The organism is Roseospira visakhapatnamensis (assembly GCF_014197915.1).
In the GTDB taxonomy this organism is placed as follows: Bacteria; Pseudomonadota; Alphaproteobacteria; order Rhodospirillales; family Rhodospirillaceae; genus Rhodospira; species Rhodospira visakhapatnamensis.
On the sequence record NZ_JACIGK010000009.1, the window covers coordinates 104,997 to 125,262 of the forward strand.

The window sequence follows — 20,266 nt, forward strand, 5'->3', positions numbered from 1 at the left end:
CCGATGATCAAGGCCCAGGCGTTCGATCCGTCGGTGGTCTGTCCGTCAGCGCGTCTTCCGGATCCTCCTTGCCCCTGTCTTCGGGACGGTCCTCCCCACGTCGCAATGTGTTCACCAACGACTGGAAGGACTCGGGCAAGGGTTCGCTGACCACCTCATCGTACATGTGCCGAACGCGAGAGGTTGCCCAGGCTTCATCATCATCCCGCGACCAGATGACCACGGTCCGACCGGATGATGCCCCATGCGCGTCCTCACCGGGCCATGCATGGGACCTGAACGGGCCTCTCCGTCTTCCCCCGGCGGCGTCTCCATTGCCTCCACCCGTTGCACGGGGAAAACCAAGCCTTATGAAGGTCTGCCACATGTGCGCGCTCCACCAACCGACGATCCAGGTTCTGAGTGGGGCGACACGAGGCCGACGAGCGGCCCGGGCAGGTCTCGAATGCGCTGTCACCCCGGCGGATCCCGTGACACGAGATCACGGGCGACCCGGCTCTTGGCGGCCAGGCCCCGGAGTGGAAACGCTGGAGCCAGGGATTTGTTCCCTCGTTCCCGCGCTTCTGAAACAGCATATAGGATGGCAACGATCGAAGAAAAGGGGGAAACTGAAGAGACATGGCCACAAAAATTCATCGATCAGACATCATAAGAGTGCCAAGAACGTGACAAAATCTCGCCACATTCTCTATAGGGACCCGTTTCTGGTCGATCTTTCCATCACGGCCCTTCCCTGTGACCACAGTTATACATCAGGGGCCGCCGTTTTTCTATAACCCCCATCGAGAAATCCGAAGCTTTGTTCGATAAATTTCTTCCATTCCATGGTTCGAATTCCGATCGACATCCCCCCACACGGATCAGCGCGTCGCGCGACGCCCCCTCGGACACGGCCCGGTTCGGGACGTCGCCCGGGCTTTACGCCCTTATGCCGGATGACTATTGTCCATCGCCTGTCGCTCTCGATCCGGTTGACGCTCGATCGGGTCCCGGTGCGACGGCGCCGTTTCCAGGTCGGACAGGGAGGAGTTTCATGCGCGCCGAGGCCCAGGCCCTGGTGGACGAGATCAAGCAGGCCATGGCCCTGCTGAGGAGGCATCTTTGACTGGGACAACGCCCTGCGCCGCCTGGACGAGGTCAACGCGCTCGCCGAGGATCCCAATCTCTGGACGGACGCCGCCGCCGCCCAGGCGCTGATGCGCGAACGCACCCGGCTTGACGCGGCGATCACCGCCTTCCGCGCCCTGGAGACCGGCGTCGAGGACGCCGCCACGCTGATCGAGCTGGGCGAGGCGGAGGACGACGAGGACAGCATCGCCGAGGGCATGGAGCAGTTGCGCGCCCTGAAGGCCGAGGCCGACCGGCGCCAGCTGGAAAGCCTGCTGTCCGGCGAGGCCGACGGCAACGACTGCTTCCTGGAGGTGAACGCCGGAGCCGGCGGCACCGAGGCCCAGGACTGGGCGCGCATGCTGGCGCGCATGTATGCCCGCTGGGCCGAGGCCCAGGGCTACAAGGTCGAGACCCTGGAGGAAAGCGAGGGCGAGGAGGCCGGCCTCAAGTCCTGCACCCTGCGCATCGCCGGCGCCAACGCCTATGGCTGGCTGAAGACGGAAAGCGGCGTGCACCGCCTAGTGCGCATCTCGCCCTTCGACAGCGCCGCGCGGCGCCACACCAGCTTTTCGTCGGTGTGGGTCTATCCAGTGATCGACGACAGCATCGAGATCGACATCCAGGACAAGGACTGCCGCATCGACACCTATCGCGCCTCGGGGGCCGGCGGCCAGCACGTCAACCGGACCGACAGCGCGGTACGCATCACGCACCTGCCCTCGGGCATCGTGGTGCAATGCCAGTCGGAGCGCTCGCAACACCAGAACCGGGCGCATTGCTGGACCATGCTGCGCGCGCGCCTGTACGAAATGGAGTTGCAGAAGCGCGAGGAGGCCGCCCAGGCCCTGGAGGACACCAAGACCGATATCGGCTGGGGCCACCAGATCCGCTCCTACGTGCTGCAACCCTATCAGATGATCAAGGACCTGCGCACCGGCGTGGAGACCTCGGACACCCAGGGGGTCCTCGACGGGGACCTCGACCGCTTCATGTCCGCCGCCCTGGCCGCGCGGGTGCGGGTGACCGGAGACGACGGGTAGCACGGCCTGACCGGCGGAGAGAAACCATGAAAACCTTGGGGTGGACCCTGGCCACCATCGGCGGCGTGGCCATGCTTTATGTGGCCTATGGCGCGTCGATGTTCCTGTTCCAGGAATGGTTCATGTTCCACCCGGGCCCCCGGCCGCCACCGCCGGCCGAGACCGAGGCGCCCGAACTGCGGCCGGTGACGGCCACAAGCGCCGACGGCCTGACCCTGACGTCGTGGTACGCGCCGCCCCCCGGCGACGGAACCGGCCCGGTGGTGGTCTACTTCCAGGGCAACGGCGGCAACTGGGCGCAGCGCTTGGACAAGGCGCGCTTCTTCCTGGACAACGGCCTGGGGATGATGATGGTCGGCCAGCCCGGCTACAACGGCAACCCCGGCCACCCGGGCGAGGCCGCCTTCCTGGACGCCGGGCGCGCCGCCCTGGGGATCCTGGAAGCCGAGGGCATCGGCCCCGCGCGGCGGGTGTTCTATGGCGAGTCCATCGGCTCCGGCAGCGCCCTCCCCCTGGCCGCCGACCATGGCGCCGCCGCCGTGGTGCTGGAGGGGGCCTTCACCTCCATCGCCGACATGGTCTGGCGCCAGTACTATCTGTTCATGATCGACGGCCTGCTGCGGCATCCCTTCGACAACATGGACGACGTGCGGCGGCTGGACGCGCCGCTGCTGGCCCTGCGCGGGGGGCGCGACCGGGTCGTGCCGCCATCCATGGGCAAGACCCTGGTGGAGGCGGCGCGGGCGGCCGGCAACCCCCAGGCCAAGGACATCCTGTTCCCCGAGGGCGGCCACGTGAACCTGTTCGACGTGGGCGCCGGCCCGCGCGTGCTGGCGTTCCTGTCCGACACGGGTGTCCGGTAGCGGGAGGAGGTGGGGGATCCCCGGATCGGCGGCGCCGTCCCACACACGCCCTGTATGGAGGGCCAGCGATGCGGTATCCTGCGGGCGGACTTACCCAATAGCGTGCAACGGGCGGGCCGCCATGCCGATTGAAATGCGCCGCGTCGTGTTGAGCCCCTCGGAATTCGATCACGCCCTGCGGGCGTTCATGGCGGCCAACGAACAGATGTTCAAGGGCGCCCGGCTTCTCGACACGTCGTTTCACCGCACCGACCCGCTGGAGGTCTCCGTCGCCGTGCAGACCCGCGTGGGGCAACAGAACACGCTGTCCCTGGGCGGACCGCACCTGGCGGCGGTGCTGATCAAGTACTGCATCGACCGGCGCATCCCCCTGCCGCGCCAGTCGTCCAAGTCGGTGAGGAAGGTCAGCGCCGGCATCGCCCTGGACATGGTGTTCCGCGACGACGCCTCGGGGCCGGGCGACGGAAACGGCCGGTAGCGCGGTGGGGCGAGGGACCCCGGCGCCCCGTCGGCCCCCCTGGCGGATCCTAGATCAGCCCCGCCAGCGGCGAACTGGGATCGGCGTAGCGCTTCTTGGGGATGCGGCCGGCCAGGTAGGACAGCCGCCCGGCCTCCACCGCCAGCTTCATGGCCCTGGCCATGCGGATCGGGTCGCTGGCCCCGGCGATGGCGGTGTTGAGCAGCACGCCGTCCACCCCGAGTTCCATGGCCATGGCGGCGTCGGAGGCGCAGCCCACGCCGGCGTCCACCAGCACGGGCACCGACGCCGTCTCCTTGATCAGGCGGATGTTGACCGGATTGAGGATCCCCAGGCCGGAGCCGATCATGGACCCCAGCGGCATGATGGCCACGCAGCCCATCTCCTCCAGGCGCTGGGCGGCGATGGGATCGTCGTTGCAGTAGACCATCACCTGGAAGCCGTCGGCGATCAGCGCCTCGGCGGCGGCGAAGGTCTCGGGCATGTTGGGGTAAAGCGTCTTCTGGTCGCCCAGCACCTCCAGCTTCACTAGGTCCCAGCCGCCGGCCTCGCGCGCCAGGCGGAGCGTGCGCACCGCGTCGTCGGCGGTAAAGCAGCCGGCCGTGTTGGGCAGGTAGGTGTAGACCTTGGGATCCACGTAATCCATCAGCATGGGCTGGTTGGGGTCGGACACGTTCACCCGGCGCACCGCCACGGTGACGATCTCGGCGCCGCTGGCCTCCAGGGCGCGGGCGGTCTCCTCGAAGTCCTTGTACTTGCCGGTGCCCACCAGCAGGCGGGACCGGAAGCTGCGGCCGGCCACCACGAAACCCTCGTCCTCGCTGTCCACCCCGGTGACCGCCGTGTCGGGCGCGCCGCCGCCGATGAAGTGCACGATCTCCAGGGTATCGCCCTCCTGGACCCGGGCGTCGCCGTAGGTGGCGCGCGGCACGATCTCGCGGTTGCGCTCGACCGCCACCTTGCGACCGTCCAGGCCCATGGTGGCCAGCAGGTCGGCCACGGACAAGGTGGTGTCGAGAACACGGGATTCGCCGTTGATGGTGACGAGCATGGTAACGCGCTTTCAGACTGTGTCGTGCAAGGGATGGAGGAATCGGGGCCTGTCGGCGCTCTCCCGTGGGAGGCCGGCCGAAGTCCGCAGGCAGAGTATGGGTCTCCGACCCGGCGGATTCAACCGCGCCCATGGGAGGCGCCGGGACACGACCGGGTCGGTCGGGCGGCGGACGCGGACCGATCCCGACCCGGATCAGAACGGCGCGATCAGCCTGTCCAGGTAGTTCCGCTCCGGCGGCGGCCGGTCGGGCTGGTTGGCGCGGCGGCGCAGCTCCAGAAGGATGTCCCGGGCGCGGCGGGTGTCCGGCTCCGTGGGCAGGCGCCCGACGCCGTCGTCGCTGACCCCGCCCACGGGACGGTCCAGTGGATCGCGGCCCTGGCCCGGCCCCCGCCCGCGCCCCAGGCCGGGACCGGGCAGGCCCGGCAGGCCGCCCACCCCCAGGGTGCGCAGCCCCATCCGCCGGGCCATGCCGGCCATGGCCTGGTCGCCGCCCTGGCGCAACGCCTCCAGGGCGCGCCCCTGGGCGCGCGCGGCGGCGCCGATGTCGCCCTCGGCCAGCGCGCCTTCGGCGTCGCGCATGGCCAGATTGGCCTCGTTCAGGGCGGGGGGCATGTCGCTGGTGCGCTCGGCCAGATCGGCCATCAGGTCTTCCAGCATCTGGCGCAATGCCTGCTGCCGGCCCTCCAGGTCGGCCAGGACCTCGGCCGGGATCCGCACCTCGGCCGGCGGGGCCGGCGGGGTGCCCTCGACGGCGGGCGAGGCATCGGCCGGGGGCGCCGGCTCCAGCCAGCGGCGCAGGTCACCGGTGCTGGGCGGCCTGCCGTCGCCGTCCGGCCCCAGGTCGAAGGGCAGGGTCACGTCGGGGGCCACCCCCGAGGGGGGCGGCGCCAGCAGGCGCCGGCCATGCAGCGGCAAGTCCTCCAGGACGCGCGAGAGCGGCGGGACAACTTCCGGTCGCGGGCCGTCGGCGGCCGCCGGATCCAGCGCGAAGGTCTCGTCGAGAAGCGCCTGCTGACGCTCGACCACGTCGCGCAGCCGGCGCGCCATCTCGGCCATCTCGGTCATGGCCCGCAGTTCCGCCGCCGTCGGCGGTCGCGCGCCCTGCAACTGGTCCAGCATCTGGTCGATCTGGTCGAGCAGCGCCTCGGCGGCCTCCTTCGCCCCCAGGTCGTTGAGGGCCGCGAGGTCGTCCAGCATCCGGCTGATGTCGTCGGGGCGCAGCATGGCGCCGTTCTCGGGCAACGGCGGCAGCACCGGCAGGCTGGCGAAGGGCAGCGTCTCGGCGAGTGTTTCCTGAAGGCGGGCCATGGCCTCGCGCACGGCGTCCAGGCGGCGCTGGATGTCGTCGGCCGGGGCGTCCCGCTCGATGGCCTCGCGCAGGGCCTCGCGCGCCTCCGCCAGGGCGCGCCGGGCCAGGGCGAGACTACCGTCCTCCAGCGCCAGGGCGATGGACCACAGGGGCGGCAGGTCCTCGTCGCGGGCCTGGCCATGCGGCGCCAGGGTGAGGCGCGCGGCGGCGGCCTTCAGGGCCAGGAACACGGGCAGGCGCTCGTCATAGGCCGAGGGATCGTCGGCCAGATCGTTCAGGCCCTGGGCCACGGCGCGGGCGCGGTGCGGCGCCAGCACCAGGGCGCGGCGCAGATCGGCGACCGCCTGGGCCACCGGGTGGGTGAAGCGGCGGTCTGGAAGCACCAGGGTCACGGCCTTGGTCCGCGCGGTCTGCCCGCGCGCGTCCTCGGCGCGTAGGCGCACGGCGACCGACGTGCCCGCCCAGGGATGGGCGCGCAGGTCGCGGCGCGCCCGCTGGGGCTCCCGCGCCGCCACCGACCCGTCGGTGGCCGGCGGGGGGGCGGGCAGTTCCAGATCCAGCGGCACGCCCAGGCGCTGTCCCCCGGCCGGACGCACCAGCGCGCGCACGGCGGCGACCCCGTGATCGTCCTCGGCTCGGTAGAGCATCCGCAGGGCACCCTGGGCGTCGGCCGCCGGGGGCTCGACCAGGGTCACGGTCGGCGGCTGATCGGGCCGCACCCGAAGCGGCCGGTCGATCAGGGGCCGGCCGGCCTGGATAAGGCGCAGGCGCGTTCCCGAGTCGACGGTGACGGTCAGTCGCTGGCCCCCGTCCCCCAGGACATCCAGGGGCGTGGGCTCGGCTCCAAGGTCCAGCCGTCCGGTCCCCCGTCCCCCCCGCAGCACCGCGAGCACCGCGCTGCCGGCGGGCACGGTCAGGGGCTCCGGGGAGTGGGGCGGCAAACCCGCGTCCGCCTCCCGCGCCGGCGCGGGCCGGTCGGCGGCGCCGGCGTCGGCGGTGTCGCCACCCCGGGCCGGATCGTCCGGGCGCGCCTGAAGGTACAGCGGTGGCTGTCCGGTGTAGTCCGGCGGGGTGATCCAGACTTGCGCCAACACCGGTGGCGGCGGCGTGCCCAGATGCGGCGACAGCCCGCGCAGGATCCGCGCCCAGGGGTCGGGCCCGGCGACGACGGCCGCCACCGCCAGCAGGATCAGCGCGAGCACCCGGAACGCCCGGGGATCGTGGCGGGCCAGCACGGGCTGGGGCGGCGCCGGGCGCAAGGCCCGGGCGCGGGCGGCCATGGCCTCCTGGTGTCGCGTCCACAGCGCGCGGGCCAGCGCGTCGTCGGCCCCGAACGCCAGCGAGTCGGCCGCCGCCGTCCACGGCCGGTGAGCCTCGGCGCCATCGGAGGCTTCCAGGCGGGCGCGGGCCTGGGTCTCGGAGGGCGGACGCCAGCCGCGCAGGCCCACCGTCAGGGTGGCCGCCGTCAGCGACAGAAGCACCGTCAACACCAGCAGGTGAAGCCACCCGGGCAGCAGCGGCAGCAGGCCCGACAGCAGGGCCGCCAGGGTCAGCGCCGCCCATGTCAGCGCCGGCCAGAGCCGCCGCGCCAGATCCTCGACCAGCAGGGCCAGTGCCGACAGCCGCACGGGTCTCCGGGGCAGGGCGGCGCCCGGGGTCTCGGCGGTCGCGCCGGAGCCGTCACCGGTCGCCGGTCCGCGCGCTGTCGTCTGAGGCCGTATCATGATGTCAAGATAGCCCCTGCGATGGTGCCCTTCCATGGCCGCCAAGCGGCAAAAGTGTGGCGGCCGGTCCCGGCGCCACGGGTCCCGGCCCCGCGATGTCCGATCGCGGCGGTCCTCGTCGACCGGGAAACCCTGATCGAGAACGACTCCGGCAGCCGGAGAACTCTGGTCGAGAATGACCCCGGCGACCAGAGAGACTCTGGTCGATAATGACCATTGTCAGATTGGGGGTCGACGGGGCATCGTGGCGGCAACGCCGGTTCCGCCCTGGAGATCCGCAAATGCTCGCCCTGGCCGACCGCCTGGATACGCTCAATGTGCTGGTGGGCACCACGGTGCGCTGGTGCGCGCTGGTCATGGTGCTGTTGCAGTTTATCATCGTGCTGTTGCGCTACGTCTTCGGCGTTAGTTTCATCTTTCTCACCGAAAGCGTGCTGTACCTGCACGGCGCGGTGTTCATGCTTGGGGCGGGGTACACCCTTTTGGTCGATCGACACGTGCGCGTCGACATCTTTTACGCGCGACTCTCGGCGCGCGGCCGGGCGGCCGTCGATGTCCTTGGCCATCTCGCCTTCCTGGCCCCGGCGGTGGGCGTGCTGGCCTGGGCCTCCTGGCCGTCGGTGTGGCGCGCCTGGGCGATCCTAGAGGGACCGATCTCGGTGGGCGGCATCCCGGCGTCGTTCCTGCTCAAGTCGCTGATCCCGGCCTTCTGCGTCCTGCTGCTGATCCAGGGCCTGGCCTGCCTGTTGCGCGACCTGATCCGCCTGCGGGGCGGCCGCGGCGGGGAGGCGCGCTCGTGACCGGTGTCGGCGACGGTCTTCCCCTCGACCTCCTGATGGTGGCCGCCCTGATCGGCGGTATCCTTCTGGGCTACCCGGTGGCCTTCACCATCGCCGGGGTGGCCACGCTGTTCGCCGGCCTGGGCTGGGCGCTGGGGCAGTTCGACGTGGCGTTGCTGGGCGCCTTGGGCCAGCGCGCCTTCGGGCTGCTGACCAACGACGTCCTGATCGCCATTCCGCTGTTCGTCTTCATGGGCGTGGTGCTGGAAAAAAGCCGCATCGCCGAGGACCTGATGGAGACCATGGGCCGCCTGTTCGGCCCGCTGCGGGGCGGCCTGGGGGTTTCGGTCGTGGTGGTGGGCGCGCTGCTGGCGGCCTCCACCGGCATCGTCGGCGCGACCGTGGTGGCCATGGGCATGATCGCCTTGCCGACCATGCTGCGGAACCGCTACGACACGCCGCTGGCCTGCGGCATCGTCTGCACCTCGGGCACCCTGGGGCAGATCATCCCGCCGTCCACGCTGCTCATCATCCTGTCGGACGTGATGTCCAACGCCTATCAGCAGGCTCAGTACGAACAGGGCAAGTTCACCATCGAAACGCTGTCGGTGGGCCAGATGTTCGCCGCAGCACTTATGCCCGGGCTGATGCTGGTGGGGATCTACATCGCCTACCTGCTGGGGCGCGCCTGGCTGCGTCCGGCCGATGCCCCGGCCATGGCGGCCGCGCGCGAGGACCGGCCCGACCTGACGGCGGTGCTCAAGGCCGTGGTGCCGCCGGTGCTGCTGATCGTCGCCGTGCTGGGCTCGATCCTGGGGGGCGTCGCCACCCCCACCGAGGCCGCCTCGGTGGGCGCCGTGGGCGCGGTGCTGATGGCCGGCGCGCGGCTGGGGGGCGCGGCGGGACGCTCGTCGCGCCTGATCCTGGGGGGCGCCGGGGCGCTGCTGCTGCTGGGGGTGGCGGCGGGCGCGGCGCCGGTGCGGCTGCAACGGGGCGACGCGGCGACGCTGGACTGGGCGATGGGCGCGGGCTACCTGGCGCTGGCCGGCGTGGGCCTGGCGGCGGCCGGCGCGGCGCTGCGGCGGCTGGGCGGGGCCGACCTGCTCAAGCCCGCCCTGACTGGGACCCTGGTGATCACCGCCATGATCTTCGCCACCATCCTGACGGCCAGCATCTTTTCGCTGGTGTTCGTGGGCCTGGGCGGCGAGGAGCGCATCGAGTCCATCCTGACCGCCATGCCCGGCGGTCCCACCGGAGCCTTGCTGTTCTGCATGGCGCTGATCTTCGCGCTCGGCTTCGTGCTGGATTTCGTCGAGATCACGGTGATCGTGCTGCCGCTGATCGCGCCGTTGCTGATCCTGATGGGACACGATCCCATCTGGCTGTCGGTGCTGATCGCGGTGAACCTGCAGACCAGTTTCCTCACGCCGCCCTTCGGGTTCTCGCTGTTCTACCTGCGCGGCGCCGCGCCTCCGTCGGTCAGCACCGGGCAGATCTATCGCGGCGTGGCGCCGTTCATCGTGCTGCAACTGGTGGGCATCGCGCTCATCTGGTTGTGGCCGCCCGTCACCCGCTGGCTGCCGGGGATGCTGTACTGAGTCCCGCGCGGCCTGGACGGCGATCGCGCCGCCGTCACACCCACCCTTAACACCGCCGCCGGGTCGCGCCATATTCGGCGGATGAGCAATCGTCCGCCCGCCGCCATAGCCACCGCCACGACCCGGCCCGCGCCCACCCCCGGGGCCGCGCGAGTGTTCGACCGCGCCCTGCTGCGCCGCCGCCGCGACCGCGCCGCCGCCGGCTGGGACGGCTTTTCCTTCCTCATGGACGAGACCGCCACCCGCCTGGTGGAGCGCCTGGAGGACATCACCCGCCGCTTCCCCCTGACCCTGGACCTGGGCTGCCACGGCGGCGAGGTGGCGCGGGCGCTGCACCGCCGCCCCGGGGACAAGCGGGGCGGCATCGAGACCCTGATCCAGGCCGACCTGTCCCCGGCCCTGGCCGCGCGCGCCCGCGCGGCGGGACGCGGCCTCGCGCCGTCCGGGCCGGTGCTGGCCTGTGACGAGGAGGCGTTGCCGATGGCTCCGGCCTCGCTGGACGCCATTCTGTCCAACCTGTCCCTGCACTGGGTCAACGACCTGCCCGGGGCGCTGATCCAGGCGCGCCGGGCGCTCAGGCCCGACGGCCTGTTCCTGGCGAGCCTGCTGGGCGGCGCCACCCTTGTCGAATTGCGGACCTGCCTGGCGGACGCGGAGATGGAGGTGGCCGGCGGCCTGTCGCCAAGGACCTCCCCCCTGACCGAGGTCCGCGACGCCGGCAACCTGCTGTCGCGCGCCGGCTTCGCCCTGCCGACGGCGGACACCGAGGTGATCACCGTCCGCTACGAGACTCCGCTGGCGCTGATGGCCGACCTGCGCGGCATGGGCGAGGCCAACGCCGTGCTGACCCGCCGCCGCGACCTGGGCCATCGGGCCGTGCTGGCGCGCGCCGCCGCGCTCTACCAGGAGCGCCACACCGGCGCCGACGGCCGCGTTCCGGCCACCTTCGAGGTCATCACCCTGACCGCCTGGGCCCCCGACGCCAGCCAGCCCGCGCCCAGGCCCCGGGGCAGCGCGCGGACCAGCCTGGCCGAGATCCTGGCCGCCGATCCCCACGCCTGAGACCGGACACCCGACGCCCATGGACTTCCCCACACCCCTGCTGCGCGGCACCCTCGTCAAGCGCTACAAGCGATTCATGGCCGACGTGCTGCTGGAGGACGGCACGCCCGTCACCGCCCATTGCCCGAACTCCGGGTCCATGCTGTCGGTCAACCCGCCCGGGGCCGAGGTATGGGTGTCGCCGGCCAGCAATCCCGAGCGCAAGCTCAAGTACACCTGGGAACTGGTGCGCATCGGCGACCATCTGGTGGGGGTCAACACCAACCATCCCAACGCCATCGTCGCCGAGGCCATCGCCCAGGGACGGGTACCCGGCCTGACCGGGTACGAGACGCTCCGCCGCGAGGTCAAGTATGGCCGCAACAGCCGCATCGACGTGTTGCTGGCGGCGCCGGACCGGCCCTCCTGCTACGTCGAGGTCAAGAACGTGACCCTGCGGCGCGACCCGGGCACCGGCCGCGACGCCCGGGGCCTGGCCGAGTTCCCCGACGCGGTCACCAGCCGGGGCGCCAAGCACCTGGAGGAACTGACCGACATGGTCGCCGCCGGGCACCGGGCGATGATGGTCTATCTGGTCCAGCGCGGCGACTGCGACCGCTTCCGCATTGCGGCCGACCTCGATCCAGCCTATGAAGAAGCCTTGAGCCGCGCCCGGGCGTCGGGCGTGGACGCCGTGTGTATGGCCTGCGACGTGACGCCCGCGCGCGTCACCGTGTCCCACGCCCTGCCCATGGACCTGGATTCCCCCGTCTGATGAACGAAGTCTCATGATCGAAGCCGTCGCCCGTTCCGAACCCCAAATCCTCCTGCACGGTCCGGAGGGCTTCGCGGCCATGCGCGCCGCCGGGCGCCTGGCCGCCGAGACCCTGGACTTCATCGCCCCGCACGTGGTCCCGGGCGTCAGCACCGAGGCGCTGGACCGCCTGTGCGCCACCTTCATCGCCGATCACGGGGCGGTCAGCGCGCCGCTGAACTACAAGGGATTCCCCAAGAGCATCTGCACCTCGGTCAATCACGTGGTCTGCCACGGCATTCCGGGACCGAAGACGCTCAAGGACGGCGACATCGTCAACATCGACGTCACGCCCATCCTGCACGGCTGGCATGGTGACTCGAGCCGCATGTATTACGTGGGCGCCGTCGGCGTGAAGGCCCGCCGCCTGTGCGAGGTGACCTACGAGGCGATGATGCGCGGCATCGCCGCCATCAAGCCCGGCGCCACCCTGGGCGACGTGGGACATGTCATCCAGACCTTCGCCGAATCGCAGCGGTTCAGCGTGGTTCGCGACTTTTGCGGGCACGGCGTCGGCCGGGTGTTCCACACCGCGCCCAGCGTCATGCATTTCGGCCGTCCGGGCACCGGGCTGGAACTGCGCGAGGGCATGATCTTCACGGTCGAGCCGATGATCAACGCCGGCCGTTTCGAGACCAAGATCCTGGCCGACGGCTGGACCGCCGTCACCAAGGACCGCTCGCTGTCGGCCCAGTTCGAGCACACCATCGGCGTCACCGCCGACGGGGTCGAGATTTTCACCGAGTCCCCCAAGGGGTGGCACGCTCCGCCCTACGAGGGCGCCTGAGCGCCCGGGTCCCCGCGCCGCCCTCGGAGGTCACCGCCATGCCCGCCCGATCCGGTCCCATCGTCATTCTGACCGGCGCCGGCATCTCGAAGGAATCCGGCCTGGACACCTTCCGGGACGCCGGCGGCGTCTGGAGTCAGGTGCGCCTGGAGGACGTGGCCACGCCCGAGGGCTTCGCCCGCGACCCGGTCCGCGTCCAGGCGTTCTATAACGACCGCCGGCGCGGCCTGCTGGGCGGCGCCGTCCTGCCCAACGCCGCGCACGAGGCGCTGGCGCGGCTGGAACGGGACTGGGACGACGACGTTCTGCTGGTCACCCAGAACATCGACGACCTGCATGAGCGCGCGGGCTCCCGGAACCTGCTCCACATGCACGGGGAACTGCTCAAGGCGCGTTGCGGTCACTGCGACACCGTCCATGACTGGCGCGCGGACCTCGGCGCCGGGGATCCCTGCCCGGCCTGCGGCGCCGGCGGCGGCATGCGCCCGCATGTGGTCTGGTTCGGCGAGATCCCGCTGTACATGGACCGCATCGTGGACGCCCTGGACCGCTGCGCCCTGTTCATGTCCATCGGCACCAGCGGCACGGTCTATCCGGCGGCCGGCTTCGTCGCCGAGGTGCGCGAGCGCGGCCGGGCGCATACGGTCGAGTTGAACATGGAGCCCGGACACGGGGCCTCGCTGTTCGCCGAGATCATCCTGGGGCCGGCCACCGCCCGGGTGCCGGCCTATGTGGAGCGCCTGCTGGCCGAGGGCATCCCCGGCTGACGACGGGCGCGGCGCCTCCCCCAGCCCGTCCGTTGTGATCGCGCCGGACGCGGCGTATAACCCCTCGCATGCGCATCCTGTTTGCCGATGACGGCGTGCCCTACGACGGGCGGACGCCGGTCGAGGACCCCCTGGGCGGTGGCGAGCGCGCCGTCGTGGGGCTGGCCCGAGCCCTGGCCGCGCGCGGCCATCGGGTGTCCGTGGCCACCCAGATCATCGACCCGGCCAGCGTGGATGGCGTCGGCTGGCTGCCGCTGCCGGTGGACGCGCAGGACGACTCGTTGCCCGAGACGGTGGACGTTCTGGTCGCCGTGCGCCGGCCGTCGCTGCTGCGCCTGCCGGTGCGGCCCGGACGCAAGGCCCTGTGGGTGCTGGGCGATCCGACATCGCTGACGCGCCCGGCGGTGCGCGCGCGGCTGCTGCATCACCGGCCCGACCTGCTGTTCGTCAGCGAAAGCCAGCGGCGCGCCTGGCCGGGGACCGGGGGGCTGACCGCGCATGTGCTCACCCCGGGGGCGGCGGCGCCGTTCCTGGCGGCGGACCCGGACCCCGACCCGCCGGCGGTCGCCGTGAGCACGGTGCACCCGGCGCACGGCCTCGACTGGTTGCTGGACCGCTGGGAAGCCGGCATCGCCCCGGCCGCACCGGACGCGCACCTGCATCTGTACTCCGTGCTGCTGACGGCGGGGCTGAACGGCCAGCCGGTGCCCGCCGACATCGCCCACCGGGTCGACCGGGTTCGTGCGCTGGCCGATGCCGGGGTCTCGGTGCTCGCGCCCGGGCCCGACGCGGCGCTGGCCGACGCCTGGCGGCGGGCGCGCGTGTTCCTGCATCCGGGATCATCCGGTGACCATGCCTGCTGGAGCCTCGTCGAGGCCCAGGCCGCCGGCCTGCCGGCGGTGGCGCGGTCGCTGGGCGGCGCCGCCGAGCGGCTGGTGGACGGCGAGACCGGGCATCTGGCGCCGGACGACGCGGCTTTCGAGAACCTGGCGGCGATGCTGCTGACCCAGCCGGGGGTGGCCGCCAACCTGTCGACCGGAGCGCGGGACCCGGCCCGGCGCCGCCCCTGGGTGGACGTCGCCCGCGACCTGGAAGCCCACTGGCTCCGGTTTGGACGCTGACGACGGATCCCCATGCGCCTTCTGTTCATCACCAACAGCCGCATCGGCGACGCGGTGCTGTCCACCGGCCTGCTGGACCACCTGATCCGGCGGCACCCGGACGTGTCCGTCACCGTCGCCTGCGGCCCGGTGGCGGCGCCGCTGTTCACCGCCGTGCCCGGGCTGGAGCGCGTTCACGCCCTGCGCAAGCGGCCCCGCGCCGGGCACTGGCGGGCGCTGTGGGCGGCCTGCGCCGGCCAGCGCTGGGACCTGGTGGTGGACCTGCGCGGCAGCCCGGTTCCGTGGCTGCTGCGCGCTGGCCGGCGGCTGCGGCCCACGGTCGATGGCCGGGCGCCGCTCCATCGGGTGCGGCGCATCGGCTCGGCGCTGGGGCCGGCGGGACTCGCCGATCCACCGGCGCCCCGGCTGTGGACCACCCCCGAGGACGACGCGGCGGCCGCCGCCGCCTGGGCGCGCGCCGGGATCACCGACGCGGAGCCCGTGCTGGCGCTGGCCCCCACCGCCAACTGGATCGGCAAGACCTGGCCGGCCGACCGCTTCGTGGCCCTCGCGCGGCGGCTGACGGCGCCCGGCGGCGCGCTGCCCGGCGCCCGCGTGGCGGTGTTCGGCGCGGCCGGCGAGCGCGACGCGGCGGCGCCGGTGCTCGACGCCCTGGCCGGGCCCGGGCTCATCGACCTGGTGGGCGGCCTGTCGCTGCTGGCGGTGGCCGCCGCCTTGCGGCGCTGCGCGCTGTTCGTCGGCAACGACTCCGGGCTGATGCACATGGCGGCGGCCAGCGGCGTCCGCACCGTGGGCCTGTTCGGGCCATCGCGGGACGAGCACTATGCCCCCTGGGGGCCGCGGGGTCGGGTGGTGCGAACGCCCGAGCCCTACGCGACCCTTTTTCCGCCCGATTTGGATCCCACCCGTGTCGGCAGCCTGATGGGAAGCCTGACGGTGGACACGGTCGTCGCGGCGATCGCCGCGCCCTGGGATGCGACGGCGCCGTGACCCTGGGTCTTGCCTGACCCCGGGGCGTGCCCCTGGGAACGGCGCGGACGTGGACCGCATTTGCGTCCAGGGATGGTGGCGCGCCCGTTGACCCGGGTGGGCTTTTGCCGTGAGATGGGCGCCCGCCCCCCGGTCCGCCGGACCGGTTCGGCCCCGGGGAGAGGGTCGACCCCGCACTGAACCATGGTCCAGAGATCGGACCGCTGGACGTTTTCATGGGAGCCCCTCTGATGGATCCGCGCGTGCTACAGGCGATCACCGGTGACGCGTACGGCGGCACGGAGCGTTTTTTCGAGCGCCTGGTGATGGCCCTGCATCGGGACGGCATCCAGCAACTGGTCATCCTGCGCGCCATCGAGGATCGCGTGGAACGGCTGCGGGACGCCGGCCTGCATCCGGTGCCGATGACCTTCGAGACCCTGGAGTTCCTGGTGCGCCGCCGGGTGCGGCAGCATGTGAAACGCTTCCAGCCGGGCCTGGCGCTGGCCTGGACGCCCGACGTGGTGCCCATGCTCACCGGCATGGGCGTGCCGGTGCTGGGGCGCTGGGCCAACGGCCGGCCGCTGGACCCCTATCGCCACTGCCAGCATCTGCTGGTGCACTGCGGGGACGATCAGGCGCTGCTGCTGGAGGCCGGATGGCCGGCGGACCGGGTCCACCTGCTGCCGCCCCTGGTGGATCAGGCGCCCGAGCCGGCGGTGGCGCGCCGCGCCCTGTTCACGCCGCAACAGGCACCGCTGATGTTCGCCGCCGTGCGCATGACCGAGCGGCGCGACCTGCACACCATCCTGCGCGCCCTGCAACGGCTGCCCGACGTCTACCTGTGGATCGCCGGCGACGGCCCGGAGCGTGATGCCCTGGAACACACAGCCTACGAACTGGGCATCAAGCCCCGCGTGCGGTTCCTCGGCTGGCGCGACGACCTGGGGGCGCTGTACGACGCCTGTGATTTGGTCCTGTGCACCGGCAGCGACCGGGTGCCCGACCACGCCGCCGTCGAGGCCTGGGCGCATGGCAAGCCGGTGGTGGCCGTGGGACACCTGGATCGCCAGTCGGTGTTGCGTCCCAACGAAAACGTGGTGGTGCTGCCCGGCGACGACATCCTGACCATCGTCCAGGGCCTCAAGTGGGTGCTGGCCGAACCCGGCGCCTTGCAGACCCTGGGGGCGCGGGGCGCGCATGTGTTCGGCCAAGGTCATACGGAGGCCCAGGTGCTGGCCGCCTACCGCGACCTGTTCGAACACCTGGCCCGGAACGAGGGCGCCTGAGCGCGGAGAGGGACGATCCCATGCTGAACGATGCCGTGACGCCCGGTCCCGTCGACATGCTGCTGCGGGGCGGCACCGTGATGACGTCCTCCGGACGGCGGCGGACCACCGTGGGCGTGCGCGGCGGCCGGGTGGTCGGCCTGGATCTGCCCGAGGCCACGCCGGCGCGCGAGACCCTGGACCTGGCCGGGCTGCACGTACTGCCCGGGGTGATCGACAGTCAGGTGCACTTCCGCGAGCCCGGCCTGGAGCACAAGGAGGACCTGGAAAGCGGCACCCGGGCCGCCGTGCTGGGGGGGGTGACGGCCGTCTTCGAGATGCCCAACACCACCCCCAACACCGACACCCCCGAGGCCCTGGCCGACAAGCTGGCGCGCGCCGAGGGCCGCGCCTGGTGCGACCACGCGTTCTTCCTGGGGGCCACGGCCGGCAACGCCGACCGGCTGGGCGCCTGGGAGACCCGGCCCGGCTGTGCCGGCGTCAAGATCTTCATGGGCTCGTCCACCGGCTCGCTGCTGGTCGAGGACGATGCCGCGCTGCGCCGCGTGCTCATGGGGGGACGCCGCCGGGTGGCCGTGCATGCCGAGGACGAGGCCCGCCTGCGCGCCCGCCAGGCCATCGCCGCCAAGGCCGCCGACGCCTCCGCCCACCCGGACTGGCGCGACGAGGACACGGCCATCACCGCCACCCGGCGCCTGCTGGCCCTGGCCAGGGAGACCGGCCGTCGGGTGCATGTGCTGCACGTCACCACCGCCGAGGAAATGGACCTGCTGGCCGAGGCCCGGGACCGGGTCACCGTGGAGGTCACGCCCCAGCACCTGACCCTGGCGGCGCCGGACTGCTACGAGGCGCTGGGCAGCTTCGCGCAGATGAACCCGCCGATCCGCGCCGCCCGCCATCGCGAGGCCCTGTGGCGGGCCTTGCGCGACGGCGTCGTGGACGTGATCGGATCCGACCACGCGCCCCACACCCGCGAGGAAAAGTCCCGGCCCTACCCGCAAAGCCCCTCGGGCATGCCCGGGGTGCAGACGCTGGTGCCGGTGATGCTGGCGCATGTGGCCGCCGGGCACCTGACCCTGGAGCGGTTCGTGGACCTGACCAGCGCCGGCCCAGCGCGGATCTTCAACATCGCCGGCAAGGGGCGCATCGCGCGCGGCTACGATGCCGACTTCACCGTCGTCGATCTGGCCGCCGACCGGGTGATCGACAACGCCTGGATCGCCAGCAAGTGCGGCTGGACGCCCTACCACGGCCTGCCGGTGACGGGCTGGCCGGTCATGACCATCGTCCGTGGCCGGGTGGTGATGCGTGAGGGCGAACTGTTCGGTCCGCCGTCCGGACAGCCGGTGCGTTTTCAGGGGGTGTAGGGGGCCTTGGATTACCCAAAACCTGATCTATCAGGGCGCTCAGCTTTTCCGTTCCGATCTTCGTTGAAACAGCCTTCAGGACATCACCGCCCAGCCGGCGCAAGTGGGCGTGAGGGATCTCTTTTCCGACGTCAGCCTCAGCTGCCATGACTTTCAACTGTTCAAGAATACTTTCCGGTATTTCTATATTTATGTTGGTCGTGTTCTGTTCATTCATCACCACCTGTGAAGAGTCGTGAGCATTTATGCTTCCAACGCTTATCATCTTGCCGCCTCGTGTTGAATTAGTTTTTTGATGGTACGTCACCTTCAACCAAAGAAACACGCGACCTGTCGCGTGCGATGATTTTATCTATGGTCATATTTTCACTTTTCAGGGATTGATCTATCGATATGTTGTATGTTGCTGATATCTTTTGCTCCATGGCTTTTGTTAACGCCTCCATAAAGCCTGTTATTACGCCTCTGTCTTGGGAAACGACACTGTAACGATCATTGTCACCCGAAACAAATGTACCATAGTGCAGGGTAACTTTTTTCTTCTTGAAATTTGGATTCAAAGCCCAATAAATCCATGAAAATAATAATAAAACGAGCGATATGTAGGTCGCGTCTTCGAGATCACGTTCACCATCAGCATAAGCGCCCCCTACAGACAAGGAAACAACTAATAATACAAAAAACATATACCGAGCAAGCCTCGGGTTTCTTTTTCTGTGCCTATAAGATAGCGCTGTCTGGACTGTTTTTCTAATAAACTGAGTGGAAAATTGAGTTACTTGATGCTCTCTGCGGATCAAAATATGGCTGTTGTTGACTGAAATTTCCATCGGTTAAAACTCTCTATTTAGCCTGGGCTGCAAGGCAAAAACAAAACCGAGGCCCGCAAGAAGACACGACAAATTTTAGGCTTTCGCGCAATGCGAAGCAAGAAAAAGCTGTCGTGTGTCCATAAACGTAATGCAGGGGTTGGAAACTCGGCCATCGTCAAGCCGCCGCAGGCATGGTATCGGCCGCACCCAGCCAGAGACGCCCCTCTCACACGGACCGGAGCCCCCGCCATGTTGCCCATGATCGCCCTGTTGCTCGTCTTCCAGTTGGCCGGCGAGGCCCTGCGCCATGCGCTCGCCCTGCCCGTGCCCGGTCCGGTGCTGGGCATGCTCGGGCTGCTGCTGGCGCTGGCGCTGCGCGGCGCCTGGATGCGCCGGCGGCGCGCCGACGGCGCCGTCGTGCCCGAGGCGCTGGAACGGGTCACCGCCACCCTGCTCGAGCATCTCTCCCTGTTGTTCGTGCCCGCCGGAGTCGGGGTGGTCACCCACCTGTCCCTGCTGGCCAGCGAGGCCGTGCCCCTGGGCGTGGCGCTGGTGGCGAGCACCCTGCTGGCGGTGGCGGCGGGCGGCCTGCTGATGGCCCGCGCCGTCCGGCGCCGCGCGTCATGATCGCCGAGCTGTCCGACATCTGGGTCTATCTGGCCCGCGACCCGCTGTTCGGGCTGACCCTCACGGTGCTGGCCTATCTGGCGGCCGACCAGGTGTACCGGCGCCTGGGCATGCATCCGCTGGCCAACCCGGTGTTGTGGTCGGTGGTGGCGCTGGCCCTGGTGTTGCGCGGCACCGGCATTTCCTACGAGCGCTATTTCGAGGGCGCGCAGTTCATCCACGTGCTGCTGGGGCCGGCGACGGTGGCGCTGGCGGTGCCGCTGTACCGGGCGCTGGGCACGGTGCGCCGCCAGTGGCGCGGACTGCTGGTGGCGCTGCCGGCCTCGGTGCTGGTGGCCTCGCTGGGGGCGGTGGCGCTGGCCGGCGCGCTGGGCGCCGGGGAGGCGACGCTCGCCTCGGTGGCCCCCAAGGCGGTCACCACCCCCATCGCCATGGGCATCAGCGAACGCCTGGGCGGCCTGCCGTCGCTGACCGCCGTCTTGGTGATCCTGACCGGCATCCTCGGCGCCGTGCTGGGACCGCCGCTGCTGTCGTGGCTCAAGGTGCGCGATCCCCGCGCCCGGGGCGTGGCCCTGGGCGCGGCGGCGCACGGCATCGGCACCGCCCGGGCCTTCAACGAAAGCCCGGAGACCGGCGCCCACGCCAGCCTGGCCATGGGCCTGGCCGGCGTGTTGACGGCGATCCTGCTGCCGCTGGCCTGGACGCTGATGGGATAGG

The 20,266-nt window shown here is 70.8% G+C and carries 19 protein-coding genes; 15 read left to right on the top strand and 4 right to left on the bottom strand.

The window, feature by feature from the left end:
- Positions 1-7: 7 nt before the first annotated feature.
- Positions 8-367 carry a NepR family anti-sigma factor gene (locus GGD89_RS20625; protein WP_425503023.1) on the bottom strand — a complete coding sequence of 120 codons (360 nt, stop codon included), beginning with the start codon at positions 365-367 and terminating at the stop codon, positions 8-10.
- Positions 368-1,033: 666 nt separating this feature from the next.
- On the opposite strand from GGD89_RS20625, the gene prfB reads away from it, so the two are divergent.
- From prfB to GGD89_RS07655, 3 genes are all read left to right on the top strand, one after another.
- Positions 1,034-2,150, top strand: a protein-coding gene (gene prfB, locus GGD89_RS07645) for a peptide chain release factor 2 (RefSeq protein WP_184043758.1) whose coding sequence is annotated in 2 segments (ribosomal slippage) — positions 1,034-1,102 and positions 1,104-2,150 — 1,116 coding nt in all. Because the reading frame shifts where the segments join, the coding sequence is not laid out codon by codon here.
- 26 nt (positions 2,151-2,176) lie between these two features.
- Positions 2,177-3,013 (top strand): alpha/beta hydrolase, encoded by an 837-nt coding sequence (locus GGD89_RS07650; protein WP_184043760.1) that lies wholly within the window; start codon positions 2,177-2,179, stop codon positions 3,011-3,013.
- Between the two features lie 121 nt (positions 3,014-3,134).
- Complete coding sequence (locus GGD89_RS07655; RefSeq protein ID WP_184043762.1) at positions 3,135-3,491, top strand: hypothetical protein; 357 nt, start codon at positions 3,135-3,137, stop codon at positions 3,489-3,491.
- Between the two features lie 49 nt (positions 3,492-3,540).
- Here the strand turns inward: GGD89_RS07655 and thiS are convergent, their stop codons facing one another.
- Both thiS and GGD89_RS07665 read right to left on the bottom strand, forming a co-directional pair.
- Positions 3,541-4,542 carry a sulfur carrier protein ThiS gene (thiS, locus tag GGD89_RS07660; RefSeq protein WP_184043764.1) on the bottom strand — a complete coding sequence of 334 codons (1,002 nt, stop codon included), beginning with the start codon at positions 4,540-4,542 and terminating at the stop codon, positions 3,541-3,543.
- A 195-nt stretch (positions 4,543-4,737) separates the two neighbouring features.
- Positions 4,738-7,482 (bottom strand): DUF4175 family protein, encoded by a 2,745-nt coding sequence (locus GGD89_RS07665; RefSeq protein WP_184043766.1) that lies wholly within the window; start codon positions 7,480-7,482, stop codon positions 4,738-4,740.
- Positions 7,483-7,859: 377 nt separating this feature from the next.
- Here GGD89_RS07665 and GGD89_RS07670 point away from each other — a divergent pair, with 377 nt between their 5' ends.
- The 10 genes from GGD89_RS07670 (at position 7,860) to GGD89_RS07715 (ending at position 18,110) form a co-directional block, all read left to right on the top strand.
- Complete coding sequence (locus tag GGD89_RS07670; RefSeq protein ID WP_184043768.1) at positions 7,860-8,378, top strand: TRAP transporter small permease subunit; 519 nt, start codon at positions 7,860-7,862, stop codon at positions 8,376-8,378.
- Positions 8,375-9,955, top strand: coding sequence for a TRAP transporter large permease (locus GGD89_RS07675; protein ID WP_343058559.1), 1,581 nt, complete (start codon positions 8,375-8,377; stop codon positions 9,953-9,955). Before GGD89_RS07670 ends, GGD89_RS07675 begins: the two co-directional genes overlap by 4 nt.
- Before the next feature lie 153 nt (positions 9,956-10,108).
- Positions 10,109-11,017: a methyltransferase domain-containing protein gene (locus tag GGD89_RS07680; RefSeq protein WP_343058560.1), complete on the top strand. Its 909-nt coding sequence runs from the start codon at positions 10,109-10,111 to the stop codon at positions 11,015-11,017.
- Between the two features lie 19 nt (positions 11,018-11,036).
- A complete protein-coding gene (gene sfsA, locus GGD89_RS07685; protein ID WP_184043772.1) occupies positions 11,037-11,771 on the top strand; it encodes a DNA/RNA nuclease SfsA in 735 nt (244 codons plus the stop codon).
- A 13-nt stretch (positions 11,772-11,784) separates the two neighbouring features.
- Entirely contained in the window at positions 11,785-12,597 is an 813-nt protein-coding gene (map, locus tag GGD89_RS07690) for a type I methionyl aminopeptidase (protein ID WP_184043774.1), read from the top strand.
- A gap of 38 nt (positions 12,598-12,635) precedes the next feature.
- On the top strand, positions 12,636-13,364 hold the full coding sequence (locus GGD89_RS07695) for an NAD-dependent deacylase (protein ID WP_184043776.1): 729 nt from the start codon (positions 12,636-12,638) through the stop codon (positions 13,362-13,364).
- Positions 13,365-13,432: 68 nt separating this feature from the next.
- Positions 13,433-14,485 carry a glycosyltransferase gene (locus tag GGD89_RS07700; protein ID WP_184043778.1) on the top strand — a complete coding sequence of 351 codons (1,053 nt, stop codon included), beginning with the start codon at positions 13,433-13,435 and terminating at the stop codon, positions 14,483-14,485.
- A gap of 12 nt (positions 14,486-14,497) precedes the next feature.
- Complete coding sequence (locus GGD89_RS07705; protein ID WP_184043780.1) at positions 14,498-15,475, top strand: glycosyltransferase family 9 protein; 978 nt, start codon at positions 14,498-14,500, stop codon at positions 15,473-15,475.
- Between the two features lie 215 nt (positions 15,476-15,690).
- Positions 15,691-16,743 (top strand): glycosyltransferase, encoded by a 1,053-nt coding sequence (locus GGD89_RS07710; protein WP_184043782.1) that lies wholly within the window; start codon positions 15,691-15,693, stop codon positions 16,741-16,743.
- Between the two features lie 20 nt (positions 16,744-16,763).
- Positions 16,764-18,110 carry a dihydroorotase gene (locus tag GGD89_RS07715; RefSeq protein ID WP_184043784.1) on the top strand — a complete coding sequence of 449 codons (1,347 nt, stop codon included), beginning with the start codon at positions 16,764-16,766 and terminating at the stop codon, positions 18,108-18,110.
- 284 nt (positions 18,111-18,394) lie between these two features.
- Here the strand turns inward: GGD89_RS07715 and GGD89_RS07720 are convergent, their stop codons facing one another.
- Positions 18,395-18,940, bottom strand: a complete 546-nt coding sequence (locus GGD89_RS07720; protein ID WP_184043786.1) for a hypothetical protein — start codon at positions 18,938-18,940, stop codon at positions 18,395-18,397.
- Positions 18,941-19,171: 231 nt separating this feature from the next.
- On the opposite strand from GGD89_RS07720, the gene GGD89_RS07725 reads away from it, so the two are divergent.
- Together GGD89_RS07725 and GGD89_RS07730 are read left to right on the top strand one after the other, a co-directional pair.
- The gene (locus tag GGD89_RS07725) at positions 19,172-19,549 is read left to right on the top strand and encodes a CidA/LrgA family protein (protein WP_184043788.1); all 378 of its coding nucleotides are present in this window, start codon (positions 19,172-19,174) and stop codon (positions 19,547-19,549) included.
- On the top strand, positions 19,546-20,265 hold the full coding sequence (locus GGD89_RS07730; RefSeq protein WP_184043790.1) for an LrgB family protein: 720 nt from the start codon (positions 19,546-19,548) through the stop codon (positions 20,263-20,265). The genes GGD89_RS07725 and GGD89_RS07730 overlap by 4 nt, the downstream gene beginning before the upstream one ends.
- Position 20,266 lies beyond the last annotated feature (1 nt).

Bases quoted from the DNA above. Each gene is read 5' to 3' on its own strand.
- GGD89_RS07650 (WP_184043760.1), top strand. From the start codon at position 2,177: ATGAAAACCTTGGGGTGGACCCTGGCCACCATCGGCGGCGTGGCCATG.
- GGD89_RS07730 (WP_184043790.1), top strand. From the start codon at position 19,546: ATGATCGCCGAGCTGTCCGACATCTGGGTCTATCTGGCCCGCGACCCG.
- GGD89_RS07655 (WP_184043762.1), top strand. From the start codon at position 3,135: ATGCCGATTGAAATGCGCCGCGTCGTGTTGAGCCCCTCGGAATTCGAT.
- GGD89_RS07705 (WP_184043780.1), top strand. From the start codon at position 14,498: ATGCGCCTTCTGTTCATCACCAACAGCCGCATCGGCGACGCGGTGCTG.
- thiS (WP_184043764.1), bottom strand. From the start codon at position 4,542: ATGCTCGTCACCATCAACGGCGAATCCCGTGTTCTCGACACCACCTTG.
- GGD89_RS20625 (WP_425503023.1), bottom strand. From the start codon at position 367: ATGTGGCAGACCTTCATAAGGCTTGGTTTTCCCCGTGCAACGGGTGGA.
- GGD89_RS07700 (WP_184043778.1), top strand. From the start codon at position 13,433: ATGCGCATCCTGTTTGCCGATGACGGCGTGCCCTACGACGGGCGGACG.
- GGD89_RS07715 (WP_184043784.1), top strand. From the start codon at position 16,764: ATGCTGAACGATGCCGTGACGCCCGGTCCCGTCGACATGCTGCTGCGG.
- map (WP_184043774.1), top strand. From the start codon at position 11,785: ATGATCGAAGCCGTCGCCCGTTCCGAACCCCAAATCCTCCTGCACGGT.
- sfsA (WP_184043772.1), top strand. From the start codon at position 11,037: ATGGACTTCCCCACACCCCTGCTGCGCGGCACCCTCGTCAAGCGCTAC.
- GGD89_RS07695 (WP_184043776.1), top strand. From the start codon at position 12,636: ATGCCCGCCCGATCCGGTCCCATCGTCATTCTGACCGGCGCCGGCATC.
- GGD89_RS07710 (WP_184043782.1), top strand. From the start codon at position 15,691: ATGGGAGCCCCTCTGATGGATCCGCGCGTGCTACAGGCGATCACCGGT.
- GGD89_RS07725 (WP_184043788.1), top strand. From the start codon at position 19,172: ATGTTGCCCATGATCGCCCTGTTGCTCGTCTTCCAGTTGGCCGGCGAG.
- GGD89_RS07670 (WP_184043768.1), top strand. From the start codon at position 7,860: ATGCTCGCCCTGGCCGACCGCCTGGATACGCTCAATGTGCTGGTGGGC.
- GGD89_RS07720 (WP_184043786.1), bottom strand. From the start codon at position 18,940: ATGGAAATTTCAGTCAACAACAGCCATATTTTGATCCGCAGAGAGCAT.